The 26,435-nt window shown below is 67.0% G+C and carries 23 protein-coding genes; 10 read left to right on the top strand and 13 right to left on the bottom strand.

The genetic code is table 11. The features are described from left to right. The first annotated feature begins 81 nt into the window (after positions 1-81). The gene (locus tag NWF24_RS33545) at positions 82-1,098 is read left to right on the top strand and encodes a 1-aminocyclopropane-1-carboxylate deaminase (RefSeq protein ID WP_258352276.1); all 1,017 of its coding nucleotides are present in this window, start codon (positions 82-84) and stop codon (positions 1,096-1,098) included. A 13-nt stretch (positions 1,099-1,111) separates the two neighbouring features. Here NWF24_RS33545 and pyk read toward each other — a convergent pair whose 3' ends face one another. From pyk to NWF24_RS33530, 3 genes are all read right to left on the bottom strand, one after another. Continuing rightward, a complete protein-coding gene (gene pyk, locus NWF24_RS33540) occupies positions 1,112-2,560 on the bottom strand; it encodes a pyruvate kinase (protein ID WP_093055398.1) in 1,449 nt (482 codons plus the stop codon). An 86-nt stretch (positions 2,561-2,646) separates the two neighbouring features. Next, entirely contained in the window at positions 2,647-3,852 is a 1,206-nt protein-coding gene (locus NWF24_RS33535; protein WP_258352275.1) for a phosphoglycerate kinase, read from the bottom strand. A 91-nt stretch (positions 3,853-3,943) separates the two neighbouring features. Beyond that, a complete protein-coding gene (locus tag NWF24_RS33530; protein ID WP_258352274.1) occupies positions 3,944-4,849 on the bottom strand; it encodes a LysR family transcriptional regulator in 906 nt (301 codons plus the stop codon). Positions 4,850-4,940: 91 nt separating this feature from the next. Here NWF24_RS33530 and NWF24_RS33525 point away from each other — a divergent pair, with 91 nt between their 5' ends. The 6 genes from NWF24_RS33525 to NWF24_RS33500 are packed head-to-tail and all read left to right on the top strand — an operon-like array spanning position 4,941 to position 10,436. Beyond that, positions 4,941-5,483 carry a VOC family protein gene (locus NWF24_RS33525; protein WP_258352273.1) on the top strand — a complete coding sequence of 181 codons (543 nt, stop codon included), beginning with the start codon at positions 4,941-4,943 and terminating at the stop codon, positions 5,481-5,483. Then, entirely contained in the window at positions 5,476-6,597 is a 1,122-nt protein-coding gene (locus NWF24_RS33520; RefSeq protein WP_258352272.1) for an alpha/beta hydrolase family protein, read from the top strand. The genes NWF24_RS33525 and NWF24_RS33520 overlap by 8 nt, the downstream gene beginning before the upstream one ends. A gap of 12 nt (positions 6,598-6,609) precedes the next feature. Then, on the top strand, positions 6,610-8,259 hold the full coding sequence (locus NWF24_RS33515; RefSeq protein WP_258352271.1) for an FAD-dependent oxidoreductase: 1,650 nt from the start codon (positions 6,610-6,612) through the stop codon (positions 8,257-8,259). Beyond that, on the top strand, positions 8,256-8,459 hold the full coding sequence (locus tag NWF24_RS33510) for a DUF2783 domain-containing protein (protein WP_258352270.1): 204 nt from the start codon (positions 8,256-8,258) through the stop codon (positions 8,457-8,459). Before NWF24_RS33515 ends, NWF24_RS33510 begins: the two co-directional genes overlap by 4 nt. Further along, positions 8,456-9,421, top strand: a complete 966-nt coding sequence (locus tag NWF24_RS33505; protein ID WP_258352269.1) for an MBL fold metallo-hydrolase — start codon at positions 8,456-8,458, stop codon at positions 9,419-9,421. Before NWF24_RS33510 ends, NWF24_RS33505 begins: the two co-directional genes overlap by 4 nt. A 40-nt stretch (positions 9,422-9,461) precedes the next feature. Then, on the top strand, positions 9,462-10,436 hold the full coding sequence (locus NWF24_RS33500; protein WP_258352268.1) for a Bug family tripartite tricarboxylate transporter substrate binding protein: 975 nt from the start codon (positions 9,462-9,464) through the stop codon (positions 10,434-10,436). A gap of 4 nt (positions 10,437-10,440) precedes the next feature. On the opposite strand, the gene NWF24_RS33495 is transcribed toward NWF24_RS33500, so the two are convergent. The 5 genes from NWF24_RS33495 to def are packed head-to-tail and all read right to left on the bottom strand — an operon-like array spanning position 10,441 to position 13,508. After that, positions 10,441-10,788, bottom strand: coding sequence for an AzlD domain-containing protein (locus tag NWF24_RS33495; protein ID WP_258352267.1), 348 nt, complete (start codon positions 10,786-10,788; stop codon positions 10,441-10,443). Further along, a complete protein-coding gene (locus NWF24_RS33490) occupies positions 10,785-11,525 on the bottom strand; it encodes an AzlC family ABC transporter permease (RefSeq protein ID WP_258352266.1) in 741 nt (246 codons plus the stop codon). Before NWF24_RS33490 ends, NWF24_RS33495 begins: the two co-directional genes overlap by 4 nt. Then, positions 11,525-12,484: a methionyl-tRNA formyltransferase gene (gene fmt / locus NWF24_RS33485; RefSeq protein ID WP_258352265.1), complete on the bottom strand. Its 960-nt coding sequence runs from the start codon at positions 12,482-12,484 to the stop codon at positions 11,525-11,527. The genes NWF24_RS33490 and fmt overlap by 1 nt, the downstream gene beginning before the upstream one ends. Beyond that, entirely contained in the window at positions 12,481-12,984 is a 504-nt protein-coding gene (locus NWF24_RS33480; RefSeq protein WP_258352264.1) for a hypothetical protein, read from the bottom strand. Before NWF24_RS33480 ends, fmt begins: the two co-directional genes overlap by 4 nt. Positions 12,985-12,989: 5 nt before the next feature. Beyond that, positions 12,990-13,508 (bottom strand): peptide deformylase, encoded by a 519-nt coding sequence (gene def, locus NWF24_RS33475; RefSeq protein WP_093055375.1) that lies wholly within the window; start codon positions 13,506-13,508, stop codon positions 12,990-12,992. A gap of 159 nt (positions 13,509-13,667) precedes the next feature. On the opposite strand from def, the gene NWF24_RS33470 reads away from it, so the two are divergent. From NWF24_RS33470 to NWF24_RS33460, 3 genes are read left to right on the top strand one after another with little or no spacing between them, the layout of a single operon-like run. Then, positions 13,668-14,885 (top strand): LysM peptidoglycan-binding domain-containing protein, encoded by a 1,218-nt coding sequence (locus NWF24_RS33470; protein ID WP_258352263.1) that lies wholly within the window; start codon positions 13,668-13,670, stop codon positions 14,883-14,885. 33 nt (positions 14,886-14,918) lie between these two features. After that, complete coding sequence (dprA, locus tag NWF24_RS33465) at positions 14,919-16,058, top strand: DNA-processing protein DprA (RefSeq protein WP_258352262.1); 1,140 nt, start codon at positions 14,919-14,921, stop codon at positions 16,056-16,058. A 34-nt stretch (positions 16,059-16,092) separates the two neighbouring features. Further along, positions 16,093-16,611 carry a DUF494 family protein gene (locus tag NWF24_RS33460; protein WP_258352261.1) on the top strand — a complete coding sequence of 173 codons (519 nt, stop codon included), beginning with the start codon at positions 16,093-16,095 and terminating at the stop codon, positions 16,609-16,611. 13 nt (positions 16,612-16,624) lie between these two features. Here NWF24_RS33460 and NWF24_RS33455 read toward each other — a convergent pair whose 3' ends face one another. From NWF24_RS33455 to NWF24_RS33435, 5 genes are all read right to left on the bottom strand, one after another. Continuing rightward, positions 16,625-19,030 carry a DUF1631 domain-containing protein gene (locus NWF24_RS33455; RefSeq protein ID WP_258352260.1) on the bottom strand — a complete coding sequence of 802 codons (2,406 nt, stop codon included), beginning with the start codon at positions 19,028-19,030 and terminating at the stop codon, positions 16,625-16,627. A gap of 157 nt (positions 19,031-19,187) precedes the next feature. Further along, entirely contained in the window at positions 19,188-20,141 is a 954-nt protein-coding gene (gene secF / locus NWF24_RS33450; RefSeq protein WP_093055365.1) for a protein translocase subunit SecF, read from the bottom strand. 18 nt (positions 20,142-20,159) lie between these two features. Beyond that, positions 20,160-22,043 (bottom strand): protein translocase subunit SecD, encoded by a 1,884-nt coding sequence (secD, locus tag NWF24_RS33445; RefSeq protein ID WP_258352259.1) that lies wholly within the window; start codon positions 22,041-22,043, stop codon positions 20,160-20,162. 89 nt (positions 22,044-22,132) lie between these two features. Then, positions 22,133-22,465 (bottom strand): preprotein translocase subunit YajC, encoded by a 333-nt coding sequence (gene yajC, locus NWF24_RS33440; RefSeq protein WP_013544185.1) that lies wholly within the window; start codon positions 22,463-22,465, stop codon positions 22,133-22,135. Between the two features lie 291 nt (positions 22,466-22,756). Beyond that, positions 22,757-26,368: an indolepyruvate ferredoxin oxidoreductase family protein gene (locus NWF24_RS33435; RefSeq protein WP_258352258.1), complete on the bottom strand. Its 3,612-nt coding sequence runs from the start codon at positions 26,366-26,368 to the stop codon at positions 22,757-22,759. Positions 26,369-26,435 lie beyond the last annotated feature (67 nt).

Genomic DNA, 26,435 nt, shown 5'->3' with positions numbered 1-26,435 from the left:
AACGAATCCAGAAAACTTCGCAAGCACGTTGCGTTCGCTTCTTCCTACGATCTAAGGCTTCAACTCCCTGGAGCCGCACCCATGAATCTGAAGAAGTTTCCCCGCTACGCCCTGACCTTCGGCCCCACGCCGATCCACCCGCTCAAGCGCCTGAGCGCGCACCTCGGCGGCAAGGTCGAGCTCTATGCCAAGCGCGAGGACTGCAACAGCGGCCTGGCCTTCGGCGGCAACAAGACACGCAAGCTCGAATACCTGATCCCCGAGGCGCTCGAGGGCGGCTACGACACGCTGGTGTCCATCGGCGGCATCCAGTCGAACCAGACGCGGCAGGTGGCCGCAGTGGCCGCGCACCTCGGGCTGAAGTGCGTGCTGGTGCAGGAGAACTGGGTCAACTACTCCGACGCGGTGTACGACCGGGTCGGCAACATCGAGATGTCACGCATCATGGGCGCCGACGTGCGGCTGGACGCAGCGGGTTTCGACATCGGCATCCGCAAGAGCTGGGAAGACGCCATGGAGAGCGTTCGCAAGGCCGGCGGCAAGCCGTTCCCGATTCCGGCAGGCTGCTCGGAGCATCCGCGCGGCGGGCTCGGCTTCGTGGCCTTTGCCGAAGAAGTGCGCCAGCAGGAGGCCGAGCTGGGCTTCAAGTTCGACTACATCGTGGTCTGCGCGGTCACCGGCAGCACGCAGGCCGGCATGGTGGTGGGCTTCGCGGCCGACGGCCGGGCCGACCGCGTGATCGGCATCGACGCCTCGGCCAAGCCGCAGCAGACCTTCGACCAGATCCTGCGCATTGCGAAGAACACCGCCGAGCTGGTGGAACTGGGCCGCGACATCACCGAGAAAGACGTGGTGCTCGACCGCCGCTTCGGCGGCCCCGAGTACGGGCTGCCGAACGACGGCACGCTGGAAGCGATTCGCCTGTGCGCGCGCTTCGAGGGCATGCTGACCGACCCCGTGTACGAGGGCAAGTCGATGCACGGGATGATCGAAAAAGTGCGGCTCGGGGAATTCCCGGCCGGCTCGAAGGTGCTGTATGCGCATCTGGGCGGCGTGCCCGCGCTGAACGCCTACAGCTTCCTGTTCAGGAACGGTTGAGCCGCCTTCGGGCTCAGCTAGCGCGGCAAATCTTGAGCATATTGGTGCCGCCGGGGGCACCCATCGGCTCGCCGCAGGTAATGGCGTAGACGTCGCCGCTTTGCACGATGCCGCGCTTCTTCAGGTGGTTTTCAGCCTGCTGCAGCGCGGTGTCGCGGTCGCTTTCCGAATCCATCAGCAGCGGACGCACGTTGCGGTACAGCGCCAGCTTGCGCTGCGTGGCCAGCCGCGAGGTCAGCGCGTACATGGGAATGTGCGCGCGGTGGCGGCTCATCCACAGGATGGTGGAGCCCGATTCGGTCAGCGCCACGATGGCCTTGGCGCCCAGGTGGTGGGCCGTGAACAGCGCGCCCATGGCGATCGACTGGTCGATGCGGCTGTAGGTCTTGCCGCTGAAATCGGCGTCGAGCGTCTTGTCTTCTGCCGCTTCGGCGGCTTCGCAGATGCGGCTCATCTCCTGCACGGTCTCGAGCGGGTAGCGGCCCGAGGCGGTTTCGGCCGAGAGCATCACGGCGTCGGTGCCGTCGAGCACGGCGTTGGCCACGTCGCTCACTTCGGCGCGCGTGGGCACGGGGTTGGTGATCATCGACTCCATCATCTGGGTCGCGGTGATCACCACCTTGTCCATGTCGCGCGCCATGCGGATCATCTTTTTCTGCAGCGCCGGCACGGCCGCGTTGCCCACCTCGACCGCGAGATCACCGCGCGCAACCATGATGCCGTCGCTGGCGCGCAGGATTTCTTCCAGCTTCGGAATGGCCTCTGCGCGTTCGATCTTGGCGATCATGCCGGGCTTGTGGCCGTACTCGGCCGCGGCCACGTTGCACAGCTGGCGCGCCATTTCCATGTCGGTGGCGTTCTTCGGGAAGCTCACGGCCACGTAGTCGGCCTGGAAGCTCATCGCGGTCTTGATGTCTTCCATGTCCTTGGCGGTCAACGCGGGCGCCGTGAGGCCGCCGCCCTGCTTGTTGATGCCCTTGTTGTTCGACAGCTCGCCGCCCAGCTTGACGGTGGTGTGCACGGCCTCGCCCTTGACGGCGTCGACGGTCAGCACGATGAGGCCGTCGTTCAGCAGCAGCCTGTCGCCGGGCTTCACGTCGCGCGGCAGGTCCTTGTAGTCGAGGCCCACGGCGTCGGCGTCGCCGAGCTCGGTGCGCGAGGCGTCGAGCACGAACTTGGCGCCCGGCTCCAGCCAGACCTTGCCCTGCGCGAACTTGCCGACGCGGATCTTGGGGCCCTGCAGGTCGGCCATGATGGCCACTTCGCGGCCGGCCTTGCGGGCGGCTTCGCGCACCATGGCGGCGCGGTCGATGTGGTCTTGCGCTGTGCCGTGGCTGAAGTTCAGCCGCACCACGCTGACCTTGGCCTGGATCATCTTTTCCAGCAATTCGGGGGTGCTGGACGCCGGACCGAGCGTGGCAACGATCTTGGTGGCGTGGCGGGGGATGCGGTCCGTGCTCATGAGGGTAGTCTCCGTTTTGTATTCGCTACTGTATACACTTTGTGTGTCGAACGGAAGTCACTCCATGAGATTTCCCGCCAGCCGGATCAACCAGCCGCGCGCTTCGACAGGATCTCGAAGGCCGGCAGGGTCTTGCCTTCCAGCACTTCCAGGAAGGCGCCGCCGCCAGTCGAGATGTAGCCGACCTGCTTTTCGATGCCGTACTTGGCGATGGCAGCCAGCGTGTCGCCGCCACCGGCGATCGAGAAGGCGCTGCTGTCGGCAATGGCTTGCGCGATGGCCTTGGTGCCATTGGCGAAAGCGTCGAACTCGAACACGCCCACCGGGCCGTTCCAGACGATGGTGCCGGCTTCGCGCAGCTGCGCGGCCAGGATCGCGGCCGTCTTGGGGCCGATGTCGAGGATCAGGTCGTCGTCGTCCACGTCGCTCGCGTCCTTGACGGTGGCAGCCGCATCGGCCGCGAAGGTCTTGGCCGTGACCACGTCCACCGGAATCGGCACGTCGGCGCCGCGCGCGCGCATGGCGTCGATCACCGCCTTGGCCTGGTCGACAAGGTCGGGCTCGGCCAGCGACTTGCCGATCTTCAGGCCGGCGGCCAGCATGAAGGTGTTGGCGATGCCGCCGCCCACGATCAACTGGTCGACGTTGGCCGACAGGCTCTTGAGGATGGTCAGCTTGGTGCTGACCTTGGAGCCCGCCACGATGGCCACCAGCGGCCGCTTGGGCTGCGCCAGCGCCTTGGTGATGGCGTCGATCTCGGCCGCCAGCAGCGGGCCGGCCGCGGCGATCTTCGCGAACTGCGCGATGCCGTAGGTGGTGGCCTCGGCGCGGTGGGCAGTGCCGAAGGCGTCATTCACGTAGATGTCGGTGAGGGCAGCCAGCTTGCGGGCCAGCGCCTCGTCGTTCTTCTTCTCGCCCTTGTTGACGCGGCAGTTCTCGAGCAGCACGACCTGGCCGGGCTTGACGTCGACGCCGTCGACCCAGTTGGCGATCAGCGGCACCCCATTTTCGTAGGGGTGGCCGAGCAGCTCGCCCAGGCGCTTGGCGACAGGGGCCAGCGAGTCTTCGGGCTTGAACTCGCCTTCGGTCGGGCGGCCCAGGTGCGACGTGACCATCACGGCGGCGCCTGCGTCGAGCGCCAGCTGGATGCATGGCACCGAGGCGCGCACCCGCGTGTCTTCGGTGATGTTGCCTGCGTCGTCCTGCGGCACATTGAGGTCGGCACGGATGAAGACGCGCTGGCCGGCGGCTTTGCCCTGTGCGCAGAGGTCGGTGAATCGAATGACGTTCATGGATCTGGAGGAGGTAGAAGACGGGTCGGCCTGCATTGTAGGTTTGGCCCCACTGCCGCTCTACGCGCCTCTTGCCGCGCTTCGATGCTTTTCAGCCCTTTTGCTGCGCCTTGGCAAAGCTTTCGAGAATGCCGACAAAGCTCGCGGCCGCCGGCGACAGCGAGCGCCGCGCCGCGCTGTAGACGCACACCTCGCGGTGAAAGTCTGGCGATTCGAGCCGCACCATCTGCAGGCCGTGGGCGCGCACCAGCGGCGCGGAATAGGTCGGGCACACCGTGAGCCCCAGCCCCGAGGCCACCATGCCGAGGGCGGTGGTCATGTACGACACCTCCTGCGTGCCGGGGCGCAGCATGTAGTCGCGCTCTGCCGGGGCCAGCTCGGGCAGCACCCGCTGGCGAAAGTCGCGCGTGGGGGCGATGAAGGTGTAGGGCTCGAGCTCGTGCCAGCGCACCTTGCGGCGGTTGGCAAACGCGTGGCCGGGCGGGCAGATCAGCCAGTGCCGGTCGCGCAGCAGAGTGCGGCGCTCGATGGCGCCGTCGACGGCCACGTCCTGCCCCACGGCCAGCTCCACGTCGCCGGCCATCACCCCTGCGAGCAGGTGCTCGGGCAGCGTGTCGGTCAGGCGCACGTCCACGTCGGGGTACTGCTCGCGGTAGAGCGCGATCACGCGCGGCATCAACGTGCAGGCCATGAGCTGCGGCGCCGCAAGCCGTAGCAAGCCTTTCTTCTTGTCACGCAAATCCGTGACGTCGGCCACCGCACTCGTCAGGTCGCCGAGCAGGCGATGCACCGACGGCAAGAACTCGCGCCCCGCCTCCGACAGCTGCACGCTGCGGGTGTTGCGGTCGAGCAGTTGCACGCCCATTTCGCGTTCGAGCTCGCGCACCAGCACGCTGAGCGCCGACTGCGTGAGGTGCAGCTGCTGCGCTGCGGCGGTGAAGCTGCCGCTTTCGGCCACGGCGGCGAAGGCGCGCAACTGGCGCAGGGTGAGGTTCATATATATGGTTATTTCATCAATCGATGAATTAATTTCGATTGCATCATAAGACCCGGCGTCGCCCAATACCGGCTCACCGGAGACACGAGCCATGCCGACCCCACCACCCGTGCGCGGGCTGCACCACTTCGCTTGGCGCTGCCGCGACAGCGAAGAAACCCGCCGCTTCTACGAAGACCTGCTGGGCCTGCCGCTGGCCCACGTCATCAAGAGCGACCACGTGCCGAGCACGGGCGAGTACTGCCCCTACGTGCACATCTTTTTCCAGATGCGCGACGGCTCGTACATCGCCTTCTTCGACCTGGGCGACGACATTGCCGCACTGCCCTCGCCCAACACGCCCTCGTGGGTGAACCACATCGCGCTGCGCGTCGATTCGGTGGCCGACCTGCTGGCCGCCAAGGCGCGGCTCGAAGGCGCGGGCGTCGAGGTGCTGGGCGTGACCGACCATCACATCATCGAATCGATCTACTTCTTCGACCCCAACGGCATCCGCGTGGAGCTGACCACGCCGACCGTGCCGCAGGCCGAGATGGACGCGCACGCGCTGCGCGCCCGTGCCGACCTCGATGCGTGGACCGTGCGCAAGGCCGAGCTTCGTGCCGCAGCAGCAAAGGGTGCGCCGAATGTCTGAGCTGCAACTCGCCGTCATCGACGTGAAGCCGGGCGCCGCGATGGAAAGCCAGTCGGGCCTGCAGATGCTGCGCCCGCGTATCTACGGCGCCTTCCGCGCACCGCAAGGCCCAAAGAAGGTCGCCGCCATCGTGATGCACCCGACCAGCAACTTCATGGGCCACTACCTGATCGGCCCGCTGGCCGAGCGCGGCATCTGCTGCATGGGGCTCAACTCGCGCTTCGTGGGCAACGACACGGTGCTGCTGATGGAGCGAGCCATCCAAGACCTGGGCGCCGGCGTGCAGTACCTGCATGCGGCGGGCTACGAGAAGGTGTTCCTCGTCGGCAACTCGGGCGGCGCCGCGCTCGCGAGCTTCTACCAGGCGCAGGCCGAGAAGCTCACGGCCACGCACCTGCCCGACGGCGACCCCACACACCTGCACCCGAGCGACCTGCCGCCCGTGGACGGCATCGCGCTGTGCGCCGCGCACCTGGGCCGCACGCGGCTGATGCGCGACTGGATCGACCCGTCGGTCACCGACGAGCACGACCCGCTCTCGGTGAACCCCGAGCTCGACATGTACGACCCGCGCCACCGCGTGCCCTACGGCAGCGACTTTCTCGCACGCTTCAGCGCGGCGCAAAAGGCGCGGCTGGACCGCATCGAGCAATGGGCCATCGAGCGCCTCGCGCTGCTGCGCAGCACGCCGGGCGTGCCGCGCGACCAAACCTTCATCGTCTATCGCACGCATGCCGATCCGCGCTGCGTGGACCTCTCGCTCGATGCGAACGACCGCCAGCCCGGCAGCGTGTGGGGCGACGCACGGCAGGTGAACTACTCGGCCAATGCGATGGGGCGCACCACCTCGCTGACCGCCTTCCTGTCGCAATGGTCGTCGCGCTCGCAGGCCGACGGGCCGACGAACCTCGCGCGCACCACGGTGCCGAAGCTGCTGCTGACCTACACGGGCGACCAGTCGACCTTTCCGAGCACGCGCGATGCGTGGATGGCAGCGGGCGGATCGCGCATTCGCAATGTCAACATCGTCGGCGGCAACCACTACCTCGCGGGGCAGCCAGAGCTGATTCCCAAGGCGGCGGATGCCATCGCCGAGTTCGCGCACGCGCTGTAGCCCCGTAGAGACATGGAAAACTTTGCTTTCGCGCCGGCCTACGAGCTGCCGGTCTGGCCCTTCATGCCACCGCCCGAACTGGGCAGCACGAAGGTCGTGCGCCACCCCATCGTGATCGTCGGCGCCGGCCCCTCGGGCCTCACGCTGGCCTGCGACCTCGCGCAACGCGGCGTGCGCGCCGTGCTGATCGACGAGGACGACACCGTCGGCGTGCGCGGTGCATCGTCGCGCGGCATCTGCTACGCGCAAAAGAGCCTGGAGATCTTCGAGCGACTGGGCATCTACGAACGCATCGCGGCCAAGGGCATTACCTGGTCGTTCGGGCGCACCTTCTCGGGCGAGCAGGAGGTCTACAACTTCAACCTGCAGGCCAACAGCGTTTCGCGGCAGCCGCCCTTCATCAACCTGCAGCAGTTCTACGTCGAGTGGTTCCTGGTCGAGCGCATCCTCGAACTCGGGCTGACCGACGTGCGCTGGAAGAGCCGCGTGACCCGCGTCGAGCAACTGGCCGACGGCGTGCGCCTGGACATCGAAACGCCCGCCGGCAGCTACACCATCGAAGCCGACCGGCTGATCGACGCGACGGGCGCCAACAGCCCGATCCGCACGCAGCTCGGCATCGAGGCGCACGCGTCGCGCAGCACCGACCGCTGGTGCATCAGCGACGTGCGCTTCAAGAAACCGCTGCCGACCGAGCGCTGGACCTGGGTCGACGCGCCGTTCAACGAAGGCCGCGGCGTGTGGCAGCACCTGATGGCAGACGGCGTATGGCGCATCGACTACCAGATGCCCGAAGACTGCGACACGGCCTACATCAGCCAGCCCGAGGTGGCGGGCGCGCGATTGCACGAGCAGCTCGGGCCCGACGTGGAGTTCGAGTTCGTGTGGATCGGGCCGTACGGCTACCGCGACCACCTGCTCGACAGCTTCCGCCACGGCCGCATGTTCTTCATCGGCGATGCGGCGCACGTGGTGAGCCCTTTCGGCGCGCGCGGTGGCAACAGCGGCATCCAGGATGCGGCGAATCTTGGCTGGAAGCTCGCGCTCGTCGCTCAAGGCAAAGCGGACGATGCGTTACTCGACAGCTACGACGCGGAGCGCCAACCCGCCGCGAAGCAGAACCTGCAGGTGACGAGCCGGTCAGCACGCTTCCTGGCGCCGCGCTCGCCAGCCGAGCACACGCTGCGCCGCGCCGTGGTGGCGCTGGCTGCGCGCCATCCGTTTGCGCGGGCGCTGGTGAACACCGGGCGCATGTCGGTCGCCAACGACTACCCGGCCGCGCCGCAACTCCCCGAGGGCGGGCACTCGGTGCAGAACCTGCCGCTGCACTGGGCCGATGGCCGCGAGACGACGCTGATGCAGCTGCTGTCCGAGGGCACGCACTGCATCGGCCTCTGGTTCGCGCCGACGCGCGAGCAAGCAAAGGCGGCTCTCGATGCCACGGCGTCGCTGCCGCTGCAGCTGCTGGCCGTGGGAGGAGACAGCGGCCTGCCCACGCTGCAGGCCGACGACAGGCTCGCGAGCCATCTCGGCATCGGCGACGCGGGCAGCTTTGCTCTCGTGCGGCCCGACGCCTATCGCGCCGCCTTGCTGGCGAACGCCGCGCCGAAAACCATCGCCTCCGCCTTGCGCACCGCGCTGGCCCACAACAGCCAACCATGATCACCGAGCCTCGCATCCCCGACCCCGACGGCTTCTACGCGGCCCTCCTCGCCGCGCACGAAGGCCACAGCGACGCACAGAGCGCCGACCTCAACGCCCGCCTCGTGCTGCTGCTGGCCAACCAGTGCGCAGACCAGGACGTGCTGCTCGCCTGCATCCGCGCAGCCGCTGAAGACACCACGACAACAACCGCCCCATGACCACTTCCGTCTCTTTCGCCTCTGCTTCCGACACCCGCGAGCAGAAGCCGCAACTGCACGAACTCGCACCCGATGTCTACGGCTACATCAGCGACTTTGATCCCAACTGCGGCTTCGTCGTCGGCGACGAGCAGGTGGTGCTGATCGACACGCGCCCCACGCCACGCATGGCGCGCGACTTTCTCGCGGCCATCCGCACGGTGACCGACAAGCCCGTCCGCACCATCGTGCTCACGCACTACCACGCAGTGCGCGTGATGGGCGCAAGCGCCTTCGACGAAGTGAAGGACATCATCGCGAGCAACGGCACGCTCTACTGGATCCGCACGCGCGGCCAGGCGGATTTCGATTCGGAAGTCGGCCGCTTTCCGCGCCTGTTCGTCGGCGTCGAGGAGATTCCGGGCCTGACCCTTCCGACGAAGGTCTTCGAGCGCGAGATGACGCTGCAGCTCGGCGGTGGCCGTGAATTGCATCTGAAGGCGCTGGGCCGCGGTCACTCGGGCGGCGACACCGTCGCATGGCTGCCCGACTGCGGCGTGCTGTTTTCCGGCGATGTGGTCGAGAACCGCTGCGGGGTGTACGCGGGCGACGCCTACATCGGCGACTGGGCCGGCACGCTCGACGCGGTGGCGGCGCTGAAGCCGCGCGTGCTGGTGCCCGGGCGTGGCGCGGTGCTGCAGGACGAAGCCGCATGCGCCGAGGCCATCGGGCTCACCAAAGCATTTCTCTCGACGCTGCTCGACAGCGTGAAGGCCGGCATCGCGGCGGGCGACACGCTGCGCGGCTGCTACGCGCGCGCCGAGGCGGCGATGACGCCGCGCTTCGGCAACTGGCCCGTGTTCCAGCACGTGCTGCCCTTCGACGTCTCGCGCGCGTACGACGAACTGCGCGGCATCGAACACCCCGTGGTGTGGACCGCCGAGCGCGACCGCGAGCTGTGGCAGACGCTGCGCGGCGAATGACCTGAACCGATTTCAAAACAAGCAACGGAGACAAGAGACGATGAAGCGATTCCTTCTGCCCCTGCTGGGCGCCGCCCTCACGCTGGCCAGCAGCCTTGCATCGGCGCAGCCGGCCGCCTATCCCAGCCAGCCCGTCAAATGGATCGTGCCCTACGTGGCCGGCGGCGGCACCGACAACCTGGCCCGCACGCTGGCCGAGGCAATGCAGCCTTCGCTGGGGCAACCGCTCATCATCGACAACCGGCCCGGCGCGTCCACCAACATCGGCGTGTCCGTGATGATGCAGGCCAAGCCTGATGGCTACACGATCATGCAGGCCGAGAACGCGGCGCTGCTCTTCAACGAGCACATGTTCGCCAAGCTGCCGTACAAGCCCGCGAGCGACTTCACCTACATCGGCACCATCGGCCGCTTTCCGGTGGCGCTGGTGGTGCACCCGGACTTTCCCGCGAAGAACGTGGCGGAGTTCGTGCGCTACGTGAAGGCCAACCCCGACAAGGTGAGCTACGCCTCGCCCGGCAACGGCTCGCCGCACCACATGGCGATGGAGCTCTTCAAGCAGAAGGCCGGCCTGACGATCACGCACGTGCCGTACAAGGGCGCCGCGCCCGCCATGACCGACGTGATGGGCGGCCAGGTGCCGGTGATGATGCTGGACCTGGCCTCGGGCCTGCCGATCATCAGGTCGGGCAAGGTGCGGGTGCTGGCCATTGCGCTGCCGCAGCGCGCGGGCGCCCTGCCGGATGTGCCGACCTTCGTCGAGGCCGGTTTCAGCGACGTCAACGCCTACGCCTTCCACGGCCTGATCGGCCCGGCCGGCATGCCGGCCGAAACGGTGGCGCGGCTCAACGGCGAACTGCACAAGGCGATGAAGGCGCCGAAGGTGGTGAAGCTGTTCGCGGACTTCGGCTTCGAGGCGCTGCCCGGAACACCGCAGGATTTCTACAAGCTCTCGCGGACCGAGAGCGAGCGCTGGGGCAAGATCATTGCGGCCGCCGGCGTGAAGCTGGATTGACCCGCTACCAGCCCAGGCCGAGGTGCAACGGCAAGTACACCGCCATGCCGGCCAGCATGGTGCCGAGCACGCCACGCCGCCAGTAGAAATACGCCGCGCCAACGACCGCCGCATACAGGCGGGCGTCATGCAGCGTGGTGATGAGGTGGCCCTGCGTCATGACGATCTCGGGCGCGATCACGCCTGCGAGCGCGGCGGCCGGCGCGTAGTGCAGCGCGCGGTGCGCCCACTCGGGCAGGCCCCAGGGCCGGTCGAGGATGAAGAAGAAGCAGCGCGTGAGCACGGTGACGAGCGCCAGCCCGACGATCACGCCCATGGTCCACCAGTCGGTGGTCGCGCTCGCGCCGCTCATTTGTCGTCCTCCGCCGTGGGGTCGAGGCCGAACTGCTTTTCGAGCCAGAAGCACAGCAGCACGGCCACGCCGATGGCGACCACGATGTTGAGCTTCAGGGGCAGCGAGTAAGCCGCGACGGCAGTGGCGCCGGCAATGAGCGCGGCCAGCACGCGCAGGCGCGTCGTTGCCATCGAGCAGACGATGGCGACCAGGCTCAGCACGCCCGCGAAGCTCAGGCCCCAGGTCTGCGGAATGAAGTTGGCCAGCGCCACGCCCAGCAGGCTCATGCCCATCCAGGCGCCCCAGGTCACGAAATAGTTGCCGGTGAGGTAGGCCTCTTGCGCTTCCTGCTCGGCGATGGTCAGCGGCGGCTTCGGGTACTTCCTGGTGAAGAGCGCGTAGCTCATGTCCGCCGTGAGGTAGCCATGCGTCATGCGGCGCCAGCGCGGCATGTGCATGAGGTAGGGCCGCAGGTGCAGGCTGAACACCACGAAGCGCAGGTTGACGCAGAAGCCCGTGGCCAGGATGACCCAGGCAGGGGCGCCTGCGAACAGCAGCGGAATGGCGGCGAGCTGCGAGCTGCCGGCGTACACCAGCAGCGTCATCGCCAGCGCCTCGATCACGCTCATGTTCGACTTGACCATGGCCACGCCGGTCATGAGCCCCCAGGCGCCGATGCCCATCGCCACCGGGGACATGTCGCGCATGCCGACGCGGAATTCAGGGCGGCTGCGGATGCTTTTCGAGAGAAACATCAGCCGAACACCTGCCCGGGCTTCAGGTCGAAGCCGCGCAGGAAATCGGCCACGGGCAGGCGCTTGCCGCCCGGACGCTGGAGTTCGGTGACGTTCACGACCGAGTCGGCTGCCGCGACGGCCACGCCGGCATCGCTGACGGCCAGGATCGTGCCCGGCGCGGCGGACGCCTCGGGCGAACCCGCGGCATGGGCGGCCCAGAGCTTGACGGTCTCGCCGTCGAGCGGGCTGTTGGCGCCCGGGAACGGATCGAAGGCGCGAATGCGGCGCACGATGGCGTCGGCCGGCTGGGCCCAGTCGATCAGCGCTTCGTGCTTCTCGACCTTGTTGGCGTAGGTGACGCCTTCGGCGGGCTGCGGCGTGCGGGTAAGGGTGCCAATGCGCGCCAGCGCCTCGACGATCATCTTTCCGCCCAGATCAGCCAGGCGGTCGTGCAGGCGGGCGGTGTTGTCTTCGCTGCCGATGTCGACTGCCTCGCGCAACAGCATGTCGCCAGTGTCGAGGCCGGCATCCATCTGCATGATGGTGATGCCGGTCTGCGCGTCGCCCGCCTCGATGGCGCGGTGGATGGGCGCGGCGCCGCGCCAGCGTGGCAGCAGGCTCGCGTGGATGTTGAGGCAGCCGTGCGTCGGCAGGTCGAGCACCCACTGGGGCAGGATCAGGCCGTAGGCGGCGACCACCATCACGTCGGGCCTGGCGGCCAGCAGGGTGTCGCGCGCGGCCGAAGCTTCGTCGGGGTACTTGCCGTCCAGTCGCAGGCTGCGCGGCTGAGCCACGGGCCAGTTGTTGGCAACGGCGCATTGCTTGACGGGGGAGGCCTGCAGCTTCATGCCGCGGCCGGCGGGGCGGTCGGGCTGGCTCATCACCAGCACGATGTCATGGCCGGCGGCGGCAATGGCTTCGAGGGCGACGCGCGCGAACTCCGGCGTGCCCGCAAAAACGACTCTGAGGCGGCTCAATCCCGGATCCGATCGAAATCGAGATCGTCCCCCGTGTGATAGCGCCGGACCACGCCGGTCGGATCGATGTAGATGTACAGCATGCGGCGCTCGTTCACGGCCTTGTAGCGCCAGGTCCAGACCGCACCGTCGAAGGAGCTGACGCGGGTGATTTCATAAGGACGGCCGTAGAAGGCCATCACGTCGTTCTGGCGCCACTGGTTGACCTTGATGTCGTAGCCGAAGCGCGCTTCGCTGAGCACCTGCGTCACCGAGACGACCTTGCCCGAGGCGTCGACGTCGATGTCGGTGACCTCGAAGCCGGCCGGCATGCGCGAGTACTGCAGCCGCTCGCCACCACCAGTGAGCGGGTAGCGGCCGGTGGGGGCGCCCAAACGCTGCAGGGTGTCGGCGGCGGTGGCACCGGGTTGCACGCGCGTGGGTTCGTTGGCGCAGCCGGCAATGAGCCCCAGCCCGGCGACCGCCAGTGCCGCAAGGCAGCCGAGGCGCCGTGCCGCCATGGCGTTCAAGCCCGTTCCCGCATGTCTTCGCGCTGCTGCTTCAGCAGCTTGCTCTTGATGCGGTTGCGCTTCAGGGGGGAGAGGTATTCGACGAACACCTTGCCCAGCAGGTGGTCGAGCTCGTGCTGGATGCACACGGCCAGCAGGCCGTCAGCCTCGATGCTGCGCGATTCGCCGTTCTCGTCGAGCGCCTGCACCTTGACCGAAGTGGAGCGCATCACGCCGTCGTAGATGCCGGGCACCGAGAGGCAGCCTTCTTCGTTCAGCACCTTTTCGTCGCTGGCCCAGGTGATTTCGGGGTTGATCAGCACGATCGGCTGGTTACGCTCCTCGGACACGTCGATGACGACGAGGCGCTCGTGCACGTCGACCTGGGTCGCTGCCAGACCGATGCCGTTGGCGTCGTACATGGTTTCCAGCATGTCGGCGACCAGGGTCTTGATGCGTGCGTCGACGCCCTGCACCGGCTTGGCCACGGTGTGCAGGCGTTTGTCCGGGTAACTCAGAATGATTCGTTTGGCCATGAAATCGGGGGAAAGTTGTGGCTATTTTCGCCAATTCCGCGACGTGACGCGCCATCTGGCCCCGAAAACGTTGCCCTCCCAAGGGGTTCAGCGCAGAATTCGTAGCAAATTGTGAGATTCGTATGCGCAGCGATACGTCGCGCGCTCACCCATCCAGACATGAAAAAGCTCAGACTCACCGACCGCCAGCGCCCCTCCCTCCTTGCCACGCTGACAGCCCTGGCGGTGATCGGCAGTTGCGGCGCCACGACAGCCTGGGCTCAGAACTACCCCGTCACGCCGCAGCAGCGCGCCACCGCCCAGCAGACCGCCCAGGCCGGCGTGCCGCTGAACGAACTGTCGCCCAAGGCGCCCGACGAATACACCGTCAAGTCCGGCGACACGCTCTGGGCCATCTCCCGCCTCTACCTGCTGCACCCCTGGCGCTGGCCGGAGCTGTGGGGCATGAACATCAATGAAATCGCCAACCCGCACCGGATCTATCCGGGCCAGGTGCTCTACCTGGACAAGAGCGGTGGCCGCGCCCGCCTGACCACCCGCCGCGGCGGCTTCAGTGGCGACGGCGGAACCATCAAGCTGTCACCTCGCACCCGTTTCGACTCGCTGGCCGGCATGGCACTGCCCACGCTCAACCCGAGCATCATCGAGCCCTTCCTCAGCGAACCCATCGTGGTGGACGCCGGCACGCTGGAAAGCGCCCCGCGCATCGTTGCGGGCAACGACAGCCGCGTGCTGCTGTCGCGCGGCGACCGGGCCTATGCCCGCGGCAACGCCGAATCACCGCTGGTCGAGACACCGGGCCCGGTGCAGAACTTCCGCATCTTCCGCAACGCCACGCCGCTGAAGGACCCGGGCACGGGCGAAATCCTCGGCTACGAGGCGCAGTACCTGGGCAAGGCCCGGCTGCAGCGCGGCGAATCGACCACCGTCGAAACGGTGGAAGACAAGGACGTCATCACCGTGGTTCCGGCCAGCATCGACATCATCGCGTCGCGCGAGGAAATGCGCGCCGGCGACCGCCTGCTGCCCGAGCCGCCGCGCCAGCTGCTGAGCTACGTGCCGCGCGCACCGTCGACGCAGGTCGACGGCCGCATCATCTCGGTCTACGGCAACGCGGTGCAGTTCGCGGCGCAAAACCAGGTGGTGGCCATCAACAAGGGCACGCGCGACGGCATCGACAACGGCCACGTGCTGGCCATCCTGAAGAACGGCGAGACCATCCTCGACCGCACCGGCGCCCGCAAGGAAACCATCAAGCTGCCGAACGAACGCATCGGCCTGCTGATGGTGTTCCGCACCTTCGAGAAGGTTTCGTACGCACTGGTGCTCGAAATCAACGACACTCCGCGCGCCGGCGACTTCCTCGTCAATCCCTGACCTGCGACTCCGGCTTTCCTTCTCGACACTCGTTTGGAACGCGCAGAACTCGCAGGCTGGCTGCGACTTTCACTGACGCCCGGCATCGGTGACGGTGCCGCGCGCCGTTTGCTCGCGGCCTTTGGCCTGCCTGAGGGCGTCTTCGCGCAGCCGCATGCCGCGCTGCGCGAGGTCGTCTCCTCTGCGCAGGCCGAGGCGCTGCTGCAACCGCCCGTGGGCTTGCAGACACAGATCGACCAGACCTGGCAGTGGCTCCACACGACCGACAACGGTGTCTCGCGCCGCGTCGTGACGCTGGGCGATGCCAGCTACCCGGCCTCGTTGCTCGAGATGGCCGACCCGCCGTTGATGCTCTACGTGGTCGGCGCCGCCAGCTTCGACCTCACGCAGCTCGGCCACAGCATCGCCGTGGTGGGCAGCCGCAATCCAACGCCGCAGGGTGCGACCAATGCGCGCAGCTTCGCGCGGGCGCTGGGCGAGGCGGGGCTGCCCGTGGTCTCAGGACTGGCGCTGGGCGTCGACGGCGCGGCGCACCAGGGCGCGCTCGATGCGGCCGGCGACGCCCCGCGGCTCGCGACGGTGGCCGTGGTGGGCACCGGGCTCGACCGCGTCTACCCCGCCCGGCACCGCGACCTGGCGCACCGCATCACGCTGCAAGGGCTGATCGTGAGCGAGCTGCCGCTGGGCACGCCGCCGCTCACGCAGAATTTTCCGAAGCGCAACCGGCTGATCGCCGGGCTGGCGCGCGGCACGCTGGTGGTCGAGGCGGCGCTGCAATCGGGCTCGCTGATCACCGCGCGGCTCACGTCGGAGCAGGGCAAGGAAGTGTTCGCCATTCCGGGCTCGATCCATTCGCCGCAATCGCGCGGCTGTCACGCGCTGATCCGCCAGGGCGCAAAGCTCGTGGAGTCGGTGAGCGACATCCTCGAAGAACTTCCGCCCCTCGGGGCACCAGTTGCGGCCGCGGCCCCTGCCGGCAACGGGCACCCTGCTGCCGCCACTGAAGACCCGCTGCTGGAGGCCCTCGGCTTCGACCCCGTCAGCCTCGACGCATTGAGCGCGCGCACCGGATGGAGCGCGGCCGCGCTGCAGGCGAAGATGCTCGAGCTCGAGCTGGAAGGCCATATCTCACGCCTGCCGGGCGGACTCTTCCAGCGAGCGGCTTCCACCTAGTCTGGATTGCACGAACGTCGGCTATATTGGGCTCATGTTCGAAGTGCTTGTTTTTGTGTACGAAAACTATTGGCGCGGCGATGCCTGCCCAGAGCCGGAGCAACTGGGCCGCAAGCTCAGTGCACACGGCTTCGAGGCAGAAGAAATCCGCGAGGCCCTTCACTGGCTCGACGGCCTCAGCCTTGCAACGCAAGGCATGCAGATCGAACGCAGCGCCAACGACGAGGCCAGCGCCACGGTCGTTCTTCGAGGCACACCCGAAGCGGCCATGCCGCAGTCAGACGACGCAATGCGCGTCTACTCGCAGGCCGAGCAGGAACACCTTGGTGCCGAGTGCCTCGGCTTCATCCGCTTTCTCGAATCGTCGAACGTGCTGCCCTGCGGCCTGCGCGAGATCGTCGTCGAACGCGCAATGGCGGCGCCCGGCGATCCGGTCGCGCTCGACGAGCTGAAGATCATCGTGCTGATGGTGCACTGGAGCACCGGCATCGAGCCTGATGCGCTGGTGCTCGACGAACTGTGCGAGAGCCGCGAAGGCCGCACGGCACACTGACCCAGGCTCGCTGCTAGTTCAGCAGGCGTTCGGGGTTGGCATCCAGCTTCGCCAGCGCCTCGCGCGTGGCGCGCACCGTGAGCGTTTCTTCTTCGGCCGGCACCAGCAGACCCGCCTGCAGGTAGGTTGCAAGCCGGCCGGCTTGAATGAGGAAGCTGCGCCCGTCCGACGTTGCGAACAGATGCAGCTGCTTGCGCTCGCTGCGCCAGACGAACTGCACCTGGCTCACGCGATCGTTGTGATCGAGCATGAACCAGTTGCCCACCTGCAGCTCGTGCGCCCAAGCGACCATGTCCTCGGGCACCTTGGTGCCGGCAGCGTCCGGAATGACTTCGATCGATGCCGCATCCACGCCCAGCAGCAGTTCGATGCTGTGGGCATCGAGCGGCAGGTCGGCGGTGCCGCCCACGTCGCTCACGAAGTCTTCCAGGTGCGCCAGCCGCTCGGCCATCGCTTCGATCTTGGCCTGCGGAATGGCTTCGGTCTTCGACAGGAAGGCGTCGGACAGCGTGGCGCCGATGGTCTTGATGTGGGCTTCCTGCGGCTCGTCGACGATGCCCAGCAGCGCCATGCCCTGGCGCAGGCGCTGCAGCAGCTGCGGCAGGTCCTGGATGACGCGGGCGCGGTCGGTGCGGTTGGGCTTGGCGCTCGCGGCCCACACCAGCTCGGAGGCCACGCGCTTGAGCATGACGGTCTGCTCGCCCTGCGCGCCGTAGCGCAGCGCGGCAATGGCCAGCACCTCGGCCCAGATCTTGAAGAGAAACTCGCGGATCTCGTCGCGCACCGGCATGTCGTTGAGCATCTTGCGCAACTCGATGGTGTACTGGATCGCCATTGTTTCCTTCTGCTCGACCTGCTGTGCCACGCTCATCACGCGCTGCGTGGTGTCGCTCTGCGTCAGGTAGCGGTTGAGGAAGGCGACGAACTCGTCGAACACCAGCTTGAACACGCGCTGGCCGGTTTCGGGGTATTGCTCGATCACCTGCACCACGCGGCGGATCTCGCCCTCCAGCGCGCTGCCAGTGATGGCGGCCGCGTCGAAGCCCATGACGCACGAGCCCATGCGGTCGATCAGCATGCGCGCGGGGTGCTGCAGGGTTCCGAAGAACTCGGGCTCGGCAATGGCCACGCGCAGCACCGGCATCTGCAGGCGCGCGAACCAGACGCGCGCCGAGAACGGAATGCGCTCCTCGGCCAGGATGGCCTGGAACATCAGCGCCACGATCTCGACCGTGGCCTTGTCAGCCGTGGTGGGCGCGCGCTTCTTGAGCTCGGTGCTGCGCCGGCGCAGGTCGACTGCCGTCTGCTGGATCAGCGTGGCCTGTTCGGCCGCGCCGTCCATGTACTGCGTAGCCGCCATCCGGTAGGCGACCTCGGCGTCGGCGATGGCGCCGGCGAAGGTCCGGGAGAACACGCGGGGCGCCGCAATGCCGCCGCCCTGGCCCGGTTGGCCGCTACCACCCGTGGCGCGCCCTTCCGCGCCTGCAGTCTGGAACTGCCCGGCGGAACCGCCCGCCTCGCCACCGATACGTGCGGTCACGAAGCGCTTGAGGCTCAGCAGAGCGGTCTGCGCACGCTGCCGCGCGATCGAAAGCGGCGAGCCGCCGGTGGTCGACGCGGGCGCCGCAGCCACGGTCGACGGCACGGACGCCTGCTGCCCTCCGAATCCATAACCAGGCCGCTGCGCGCTGTGGGGTCCGCCGGAGGACATGCCGCTGTCCACAGGCGCGGCGCCCGATCCGCCGCCGCTGCCACCGCCGCCCCCCGCACTGCCAGTGCGACGGACGAAGCTCTTGAGGTCGATCTCCTGCATCACGCCGTTGGCGATCAGATAGGCATTGGCACTCTCGTAGGCCTTGACGACCACCTCGACCAGACCCTGCTGCACTGTGTCCTGCACGCGGGTCCAGAGCCCCCGGCTCAGGCCGACCGCCAGCCATTGCTCGACCAGCAGCTTGGCGAGCGTCTCGGGCTTGAGCACGTCCTTGGAATCGAGTTCGGTGGTGCCTTCGAGGTGCTGGATGCGCAGGCGCAGGTCGCTGAGTTCGAAGCTGGCTTTGTCGTGAATCAGCTGCGCGAGGCGCGAGGAGAGGATGTTGCTTTCCACCACTTCGTCGCCGATCAGCTCGAGCCGCAGCGCCGAAGGCAGGGTCGACGGACTGCCGGAGCCGGCGCCCAGCGCCTTGCGCCAGCCGGTCTGCGCGAGCGTCACCCACTGCGTGGCCTGTCCCTGGAATGCGACGAAGTCGTCGCGGTTTTCCTGCATGGCGCGGGCTGTGCCGGCCTCGGAGGACAGCGATGTCAGCCGGTCCCGGATCGCGCGGGCCAGCGGCGCAATGGCGCCTTCCGTGGCCAATACGAAACGCTCACGCGTCTCGCGTGCGAGCTGCAGGGAAGAGGCGGACCGCGCAATGCTCATTGAAAAGTCGGAAAGGCCTGGGTAATCGATTCATCGGCAACAACCGCGAGCTTGCATCGGGAAGCGCTACCGCACAAGTGTGGAGAGTGCCCGGCGTTGCCTGCAAACCGCGGTGGCAGCGCTGCCGCCACCGCTTTGTTGAACCCCGAAGTATCCGTCAGACCACGGCGCCGGCGTTCGGGTCGTCTTCGGACTCGCCATCGCGCTTGGCCGGGCCGCCCTTGATCAGGTCTTCGCGCTTCACGCCGAGCCACATGGCGATTGCCGCCGCCACGAAGGCCGACGAGTAGATGCCGAAGCAGATGCCGATGGTCAGGGCCAGCGCAAAGTAATGCAGGGTCGGGCCGCCGAAGAAGAACATCGACAGCACCACCAGCTGGGTGGAGCCGTGGGTGATGATGGTCCGGCTGATGGTCGAGGTGATCGCGTTGTCGATGATCTCGGTGGTCGACATCTTCCGGTAGCGGCGGAAGTTCTCGCGGATCCGGTCGAAGATCACGACCGACTCGTTCACCGAGTACCCCAGCACCGCCAGCACCGCCGCCAGCACCGCCAGCGAGAACTCCCACTGGAAGAAGGCGAAGAAGCCCAGGATGATCACCACGTCGTGCAGGTTGGCCAGCACGGTAGCCAGCGCAAACTTCCATTCGAAGCGAAACGCCAGGTAGATCATGATGCCGACGACCACCATGGCCAGGGCCTTCAGGCCGTTGGTGGTGAGCTCGTCGCCGACCTGCGGGCCGACGAATTCGTTGCTGCGCAGCTCCACCGTCGGCTCGGCCGCCTTCAGCGCGGTCATCACCTCGGCGCTCTGCTGGGCGGAAGTTGCGCCCTTCTTCACGGGCAGGCGGATCTGCACCGACTTGCCGAAGCTCTGCACCTGCACTTCGGTGTAGCCCAGCGTGCCGACGATTTCGCGGACCTTGCCGACGTCGGCCGACTGCGTGTAGGCGACTTCCATCACCGTGCCGCCGGTGAACTCCACCGACAGGTGCAGCCCGCGGTGGAGCAGGAAGAACACCGCCAGCGCGAAGGTGACGAAGGAAACGATGTTCAGCACCAACGCGTGGCGCATGAACGGGATGGTCTTGTGGATGCGGAAGAATTCCATGACTGTCTCTTCTGCCTCTTACTTCGTTTCGGCCACGGCAGCGCCGTCGGTCTTGGGGCGCCAGACCGTGCCGATGGACACTGTCTTGAGCTTCTTCTTCTGGCCGTACCAGAAGTTCACGAGGCCGCGCGAGAAGAACACCGCCGAGAACATCGAGGTGACGATGCCGATGCAGTGCACCACCGCGAAGCCGCGCACCGGTCCCGAACCGAAGGCCAGCAACGCGATGCCCGCGATCAGCGTGGTCACGTTGGAGTCGAGGATGGTGCCCCAGGCGCGTTCGTAGCCTGCATGGATGGCCGCCTGCGGCGACGCCCCGTTGCGTAGCTCTTCGCGCACGCGCTCGTTGATCAGCACGTTGGAGTCGATGGCCACGCCGATGGCAAGCGCCATGGCCGCGATGCCCGGCAGCGTGAGCGTGGCCTGCAGGATCGAGAGAATGGCCACCAGCAGCATCAGGTTGACGGCCAGCGCGATCGACGAGAACAGGCCGAACAGCGCGTAGTAGATGCACATGAACACCATGATCGCGGCGAAGCCGTACATCACGCTGTCGAAGCCCTTCTTGATGTTCTCCGCGCCCTGCGTCGGGCCAATGGTGCGTTCCTGGATGATTTCCATCGGCGCGGCCAGCGAGCCGGCGCGCAGCAGCAGCGCGAGGTCGTTGGCTTCGGCCACGGTCATCGAGCCCGACACCTGGAAGCGATTGCCCAGCTCGCCGTTGATCGACGGGGCCGTGAGCACTTCGCCCTTGCCCTTCTCGAAGATCAGCATGGCCATGCGCTTCTTGTAGTTCTCGCGGCTGACGTCACGCATGATGGTGCCGCCCTTGGAGTCCATGGTCAGGTCGACCTTGGGCTGGTTGCTCTGCTGGTCGAAGCCGGGCTGCGCGTCGGTGAGGTTTTCGCCGGTGACCAGCACCTGCTTCTTCACGATCACCGGACGGCCCGAGCGGTCGAGAAATTTCTCGGAACCGAAGGGCACCGGGCCGCCGTTCAGTTCGGCTGAGCGGCCTTCGGCGCTTTCGTCCACCAGGCGCATTTCGAGCGTGGCGGTGCGGCCGATGATCCGCTTGGCCTGGGCCGGGTCCTGCATGCCGGGCAGTTGCACGACGATGCGGTCGATGCCCTGCTGCTGGATCACCGGCTCGGCCACGCCGAGTTCGTTGATCCGGTTGTGCAGCGTGGTCACGTTCTGCTTGAGCGCGGCGTCCTGGATGCGGCGGGCAGCTTCGGGCTTGATGCTGGCCACGATGCGCCATTCGGAGCCCTGCTGGCTCTCGACCGTGGTGAGGTCGGGCATCTGGTCCTGGATCAGGCGCCGGGCGGTTTCCACGCTGTCGGCGTCGCGCAGCGTGATCTCGACGGTCTGGCCGTTGCGGTTCACGGCGCTGCCGCGCACCTTCTTTTCGCGCAGGCCCATGCGGATGTCGCCGGCGAAGGACTCGGCCTTCTTGTCGAGCACGCCGCGCATGTCGACCTGCAACAGGAAGTCGACGCCGCCGCGCAGGTCGAGGCCCAGGTACATCGGGAAGGCGTGCAGCGCGGTCAGCCACGAGGGCGAGCGCGACACCAGGTTCAGCGCCACCACGTAAGAGGGGTCGTCCGCATCGGGCACCAGCGCCTGCTGCAGCGTGTCACGTGCCTTGATCTGGTCGTCGGTGGTGGCAAAGCGCGCACGCACCGCGGTGGGTTCGAGGCTCAGCAGATCGGGCGTGAGGCCCGCTGTCTTGAGCAACCCTTCGACCTTGGCCTGGGTAGCCGCATCGATCTTGACGGTGGACTTGGCCGCCGACACCTGCACTGCAGGCGCCTCACCGAAGAAATTGGGCAGGGCGTAGACGAGTCCCACGAGCAACACGATCACGATGATCGCGTACTTCCAGACCGGGTAACGGTTCATGAGAGGGCGCTTTTTACAAGCTTTTCAGAAATGGAACACGGCGTGAAATGGGGCCCTGCGCCGCAAAGCGCAAGGCTCGGCTCACGCTTTTATTTGACGGCGCCCTTGGGCAGGACCTGCACGACGGCGCTGCGCTGGATCTTGATCTCGATGCCGTTGGCGATCTCGAGGCCGAGGTACTGGTCACCCAGCGAGGTGATCTTGCCGAGCACGCCACCGGCGGTGGCGACTTCGTCGCCCTTGGCCAGGGCTTCGATCATGGCGCGGGCTTCCTTCTGGCGCTTCATCTGGGGCCGGATCATGACGAAATACAGCACCACGAACATCAGCACCAGGGGCAGCATGCTGCCGAGGGAAGACAACATGTCACCGCCGCCGGCTGCAGCGGGCGCGGTCTGGGCGAAAGCAGAGGAAATGAACAAGAGAGTCTCCAGCAGAGGGAAGAGAAAACGAGAGGAGCGCGGACCGGGGTCCGTCATTCCGCCTCTTCGCGGCTTCGCGGCCACAAGGGAAACGGGCCGCAAATCAAAGCTTCGCGGGGCTTGGCCGCGCACAGCACCGGGCATTGTATTCGGGGCGGATGACCGCTCCGGGCGCTTATCCGGCGCGGTGGGGAGGGCTTTCCTGCTATTCGGGTTGATCGTGTTTTGCTACGTTTTCAATAGCAAAGGGCGCCCATGGGCGCCCTTTGCATGATCAACCGGCCCTGAAAATCAGGCCGCCACGCGCTGCGCCTGCGGATTGCGCCACTTGGCCATCAACTCGCTCCAGCGGGTGCGGGCGGCCGCCAGGTTGCGATCCTTCACATGGCCGTAGCCGCGGACCTGCTCGGGCAGGCTGGCGATCTCCAGCGCCAGCGCGTGGTTGTCGGCGCGCAGGGCGCCGATCACCTCCTCGATGCTGGCGCGGTATTCGCCGATCAGTGCGCGCTCGGTCTTGCGCTCTTCGGTGCGGCCGAAGATGTCGAGCGCCGTGCCGCGCAGGCCCTTGAGCTTCGCGAGGAACCTGAAGCCGGTGAGCATCCAGGGGCCGAACTTCTGCTTCTGCAGCTGCCCCTTGGAGTTCTTCTTCGCGATGATCGGCGGAGCCAGGTGGTAGTTGAGCTTGTAGTCACCTTCGAACATGCCCTCGACGCGATCGAGGAAAGTGCGGTCGGTGTGCAGGCGGGCGACTTCGTACTCGTCCTTGTATGCCATCAGCTTGAACAGGTAGCGCGCGACCGCCTCGGTCAGCGCCGTGCTCTTGCCTGTGGCCGATTCGGCCTGCTGCACCTTGCCTACGAACTGCCGGTATTCGTCGGCATAGGCCGCGTTCTGGTAACCGGTCAGAAACTCCACGCGGCGCGCCACGAGGCTCTCGACCGACTCGCGCTTCTTGAACTCGATGACCTGGCCCGGGCGCACGCGCTTCTGCAGTTCTTCCGGGCGCACAGCCGCCTGGCGGCCCCACTCGAACGCCGTCTTGTTGTTCTCGACGGCCACGGCGTTCAGCTCGATGGCGCGCATCAGCGACTCGTGCTCCAGCGGGATCCAGCCCTTCTGCCAGGCGTAGCCCAGGATCATCGGGTTGACGTAGATGGTGTCGCCCATCAGCGTGGTCGCGGCGGCGTCGGCGTCGAAGGTGCCCATGCCGTCGATGCCCACGGCGCGCGCGATCTCGGCTGCGCAGGCGTCTTCGGGGTTCTGCCAGTTGGCGTTGCGCACGAAGGCGGCCGTCGGTGCGCTGTGGCTGTTGAGCGCCACGTGCGTGCGCCCTTCGCGCATGCGCGCCATGGTTTCGGCATTCACCGTGACCAGCGGGTCGCAGGCCAGGATCAGGTCGGCCGCTGCGGTGCCCACGCGCGTGGTGCGAATGTCGTCCTGCGTATCGCCGATGAGCACGTGGCTCCAGGTGGCGCCGCCCTTTTGCGCAAGGCCGGCCGCGTCCTGCGTGACGATGCCCTTGGCCTCGATGTGCGCGGCCATGCCCAGCAGCTGGCCGATGGTGATCACGCCGGTGCCGCCGACGCCCGCCACCACCACGCCCCAGACCTTGCCGCCGACCAGCGACGGAATCGCGGGCTCGGGCAGCAGGCCGAACTCGGCCGGCGTGGCCGCCTTGTTCTTGCTCTTCTTCTTGAGCTGGCCGCCTTCGACCGTCACGAAGCTCGGGCAGAAGCCCTTCAGGCAGCTCATGTCCTTGTTGCAGCTGCTCTGGTTGATGGTGCGCTTGCGGCCGAATTCGGTTTCCAGCGGCTCCACGCTCAGGCAGTTGCTCTGCACGCTGCAGTCGCCGCAGCCTTCGCAGACCAGCTCATTGATGACCACGCGCTTGGCCGGATCGACGGCCGTGCCCCGCTTGCGGCGGCGGCGCTTCTCGGTGGCGCAGGTCTGGTCGTAGATGATGGCCGTGGTGCCGGGGATCTTGCGGAACTCGCGCTGAACGTCGTCGAGCAGGTCGCGATGCTTCACCGCCACGTGGTCGCCGGGGATGTTCACGCCCTCGTACTTCTCGGGCTCGTCGGTGACGATCACGACCTTCTTGGCGCCCTCCGCATGCAGGCTCTCGGCAATCTGCAGCACCGAGTGGCCTTCGGGCCGCTCGCCGACCTGCTGGCCGCCCGTCATGGCGACCGCGTCGTTGTAGAGGATCTTGTAGGTGATGTTCACGCCCGCCGCGATGCTCTGGCGAATAGCCAGCAGGCCGCTGTGGAAGTACGTGCCGTCGCCCAGGTTCGCGAAGATGTGCTGGTCGGTCGTGAAGGGCTGCTGGCCCACCCACGGCACGCCCTCGCCGCCCATCTGCGTGAAGCCGATGGTGGAGCGGTCCATCCAGGTCGCCATGAAGTGGCAGCCGATGCCGCCCATTGCGCGCGAGCCTTCGGGCACCACGGTGCTGGTGTTGTGCGGGCAGCCCGAGCAGAACCAGGGCTGGCGCGTGGCGTCGACCACGCTGGTGGAAGCCTGCTGCACCACCATCGAACGCTCCTTGGCTTCGAGGATGGCGAGCTGCGCGTCGATGCGCGCGGCCATGTCGGCGCCGGCAGCGGCCAGCAGGCCGGTCTTCCTGAGTCGCGTGGCAATGGCCTTGGCGATGAGTGCCGGGTTCAGGTCGGCGTTGGCGCGCAGCAGCGTGTGGGAGGTCGGGTTGGGCATCGACCATTCGCCGCCGGAGTAGCCCTCGGCCGCGTGCACCTCGCCCTCGTCGAACTTGCCGACCACGTTGGGCCGCACGTCGGGGCGCCAGTTGTAGAGCTCTTCCTTGAGCTGGTATTCGATGACCTGGCGCTTCTCCTCGACCACCAGAATCTCTTGCAGGCCGGTGGCGAACTCGCGCGTGAGCTGCGCTTCGAGCGGCCACACCACACCCACCTTGTGCAGGCGGATGCCGAGCTGGCGGCAGGCCGCGTCGTCCAGGCCCAGGTCGATCAGCGCCTGGCGGGTGTCGTTATAGGCCTTGCCGCTGGCCATGATGCCGAAGCGGTCGTTCGGGCCTTGAATGACGTTGTGGTTCAGCCGGTTGGCGCGGATGTACGCCAGCGCGGCGTACCACTTGTAGTGCATGAGCCGGGCTTCCTGCTCCAGCGCATGGTCGGGCCAGCGGATGTGCAGACCGCCAGGCGGCATTTCGAAGTCGGTGGGAATGACGATCTCGACGCGCTCGGGGTCGATCATGGCCGTGGCGCTCGATTCGACGATCTCCTGGATCGTCTTCATGCCCGACCACACGCCCGAGAAGCGGCTCAGCGCGAAGGCGTGAATGCCCAGGTCGAGAATTTCCTGCACGTTCGCCGGAAAGAACACCGGCGTGCCGCAGGCCTTGAAGATGTGGTCGCTCTGGTGCGCGGCCGTGCTGCTCTTGGAGATGTGGTCGTCGCCCGCCACCGCGATCACGCCGCCGAACTCGGTGGTGCCGGCCATGTTGGCGTGCTTGAACACGTCGGAGCAGCGGTCCACGCCCGGGCCCTTGCCGTACCAGATGCCGAAGACGCCGTCGAACTTGTTGGTGCCCTGCGGGGAGAAGCCCAACTGCTGGGTGCCCCACAGCGCGGTGGCCGCCAGCTCTTCGTTCACGCCGGGCTGGAAGACGATGTTCTGTTCCTTGAGGAACTTGCTGGCCTTCCACAGCGCCTGGTCGTAGCCGCCGAGCGGGGAGCCGCGGTAGCCGCTGATGAAGCCGGCGGTGTTCTTGCCGGCCTGCTGGTCCCGCAGTCGCTGCAGCATGGGCAGCTTGACGAGGGCCTGGACGCCGCTCATGAAGGCACGGCCGTAGTCCAGAGAGTATTTGTCGTCGAGCGTGACGGTCTCCAGGGCCTTGCGAATGTGCGCAGGTAGCGGTGCATTCATGTTCTTTGTCTCCGTATGGCAGGGCCTTGTGAGCCTGGCTGATTACTGTGGGTCTGTGCCCGGGTAG

Origin of the sequence: Variovorax paradoxus (genome assembly GCF_024734665.1) — a bacterium.
GTDB lineage: Bacteria > Pseudomonadota > Gammaproteobacteria > Burkholderiales > Burkholderiaceae_C > Variovorax.
Note: the sequence above shows the minus strand (reverse complement) of the source record. Positions and strands in the feature narration are given on the sequence as shown.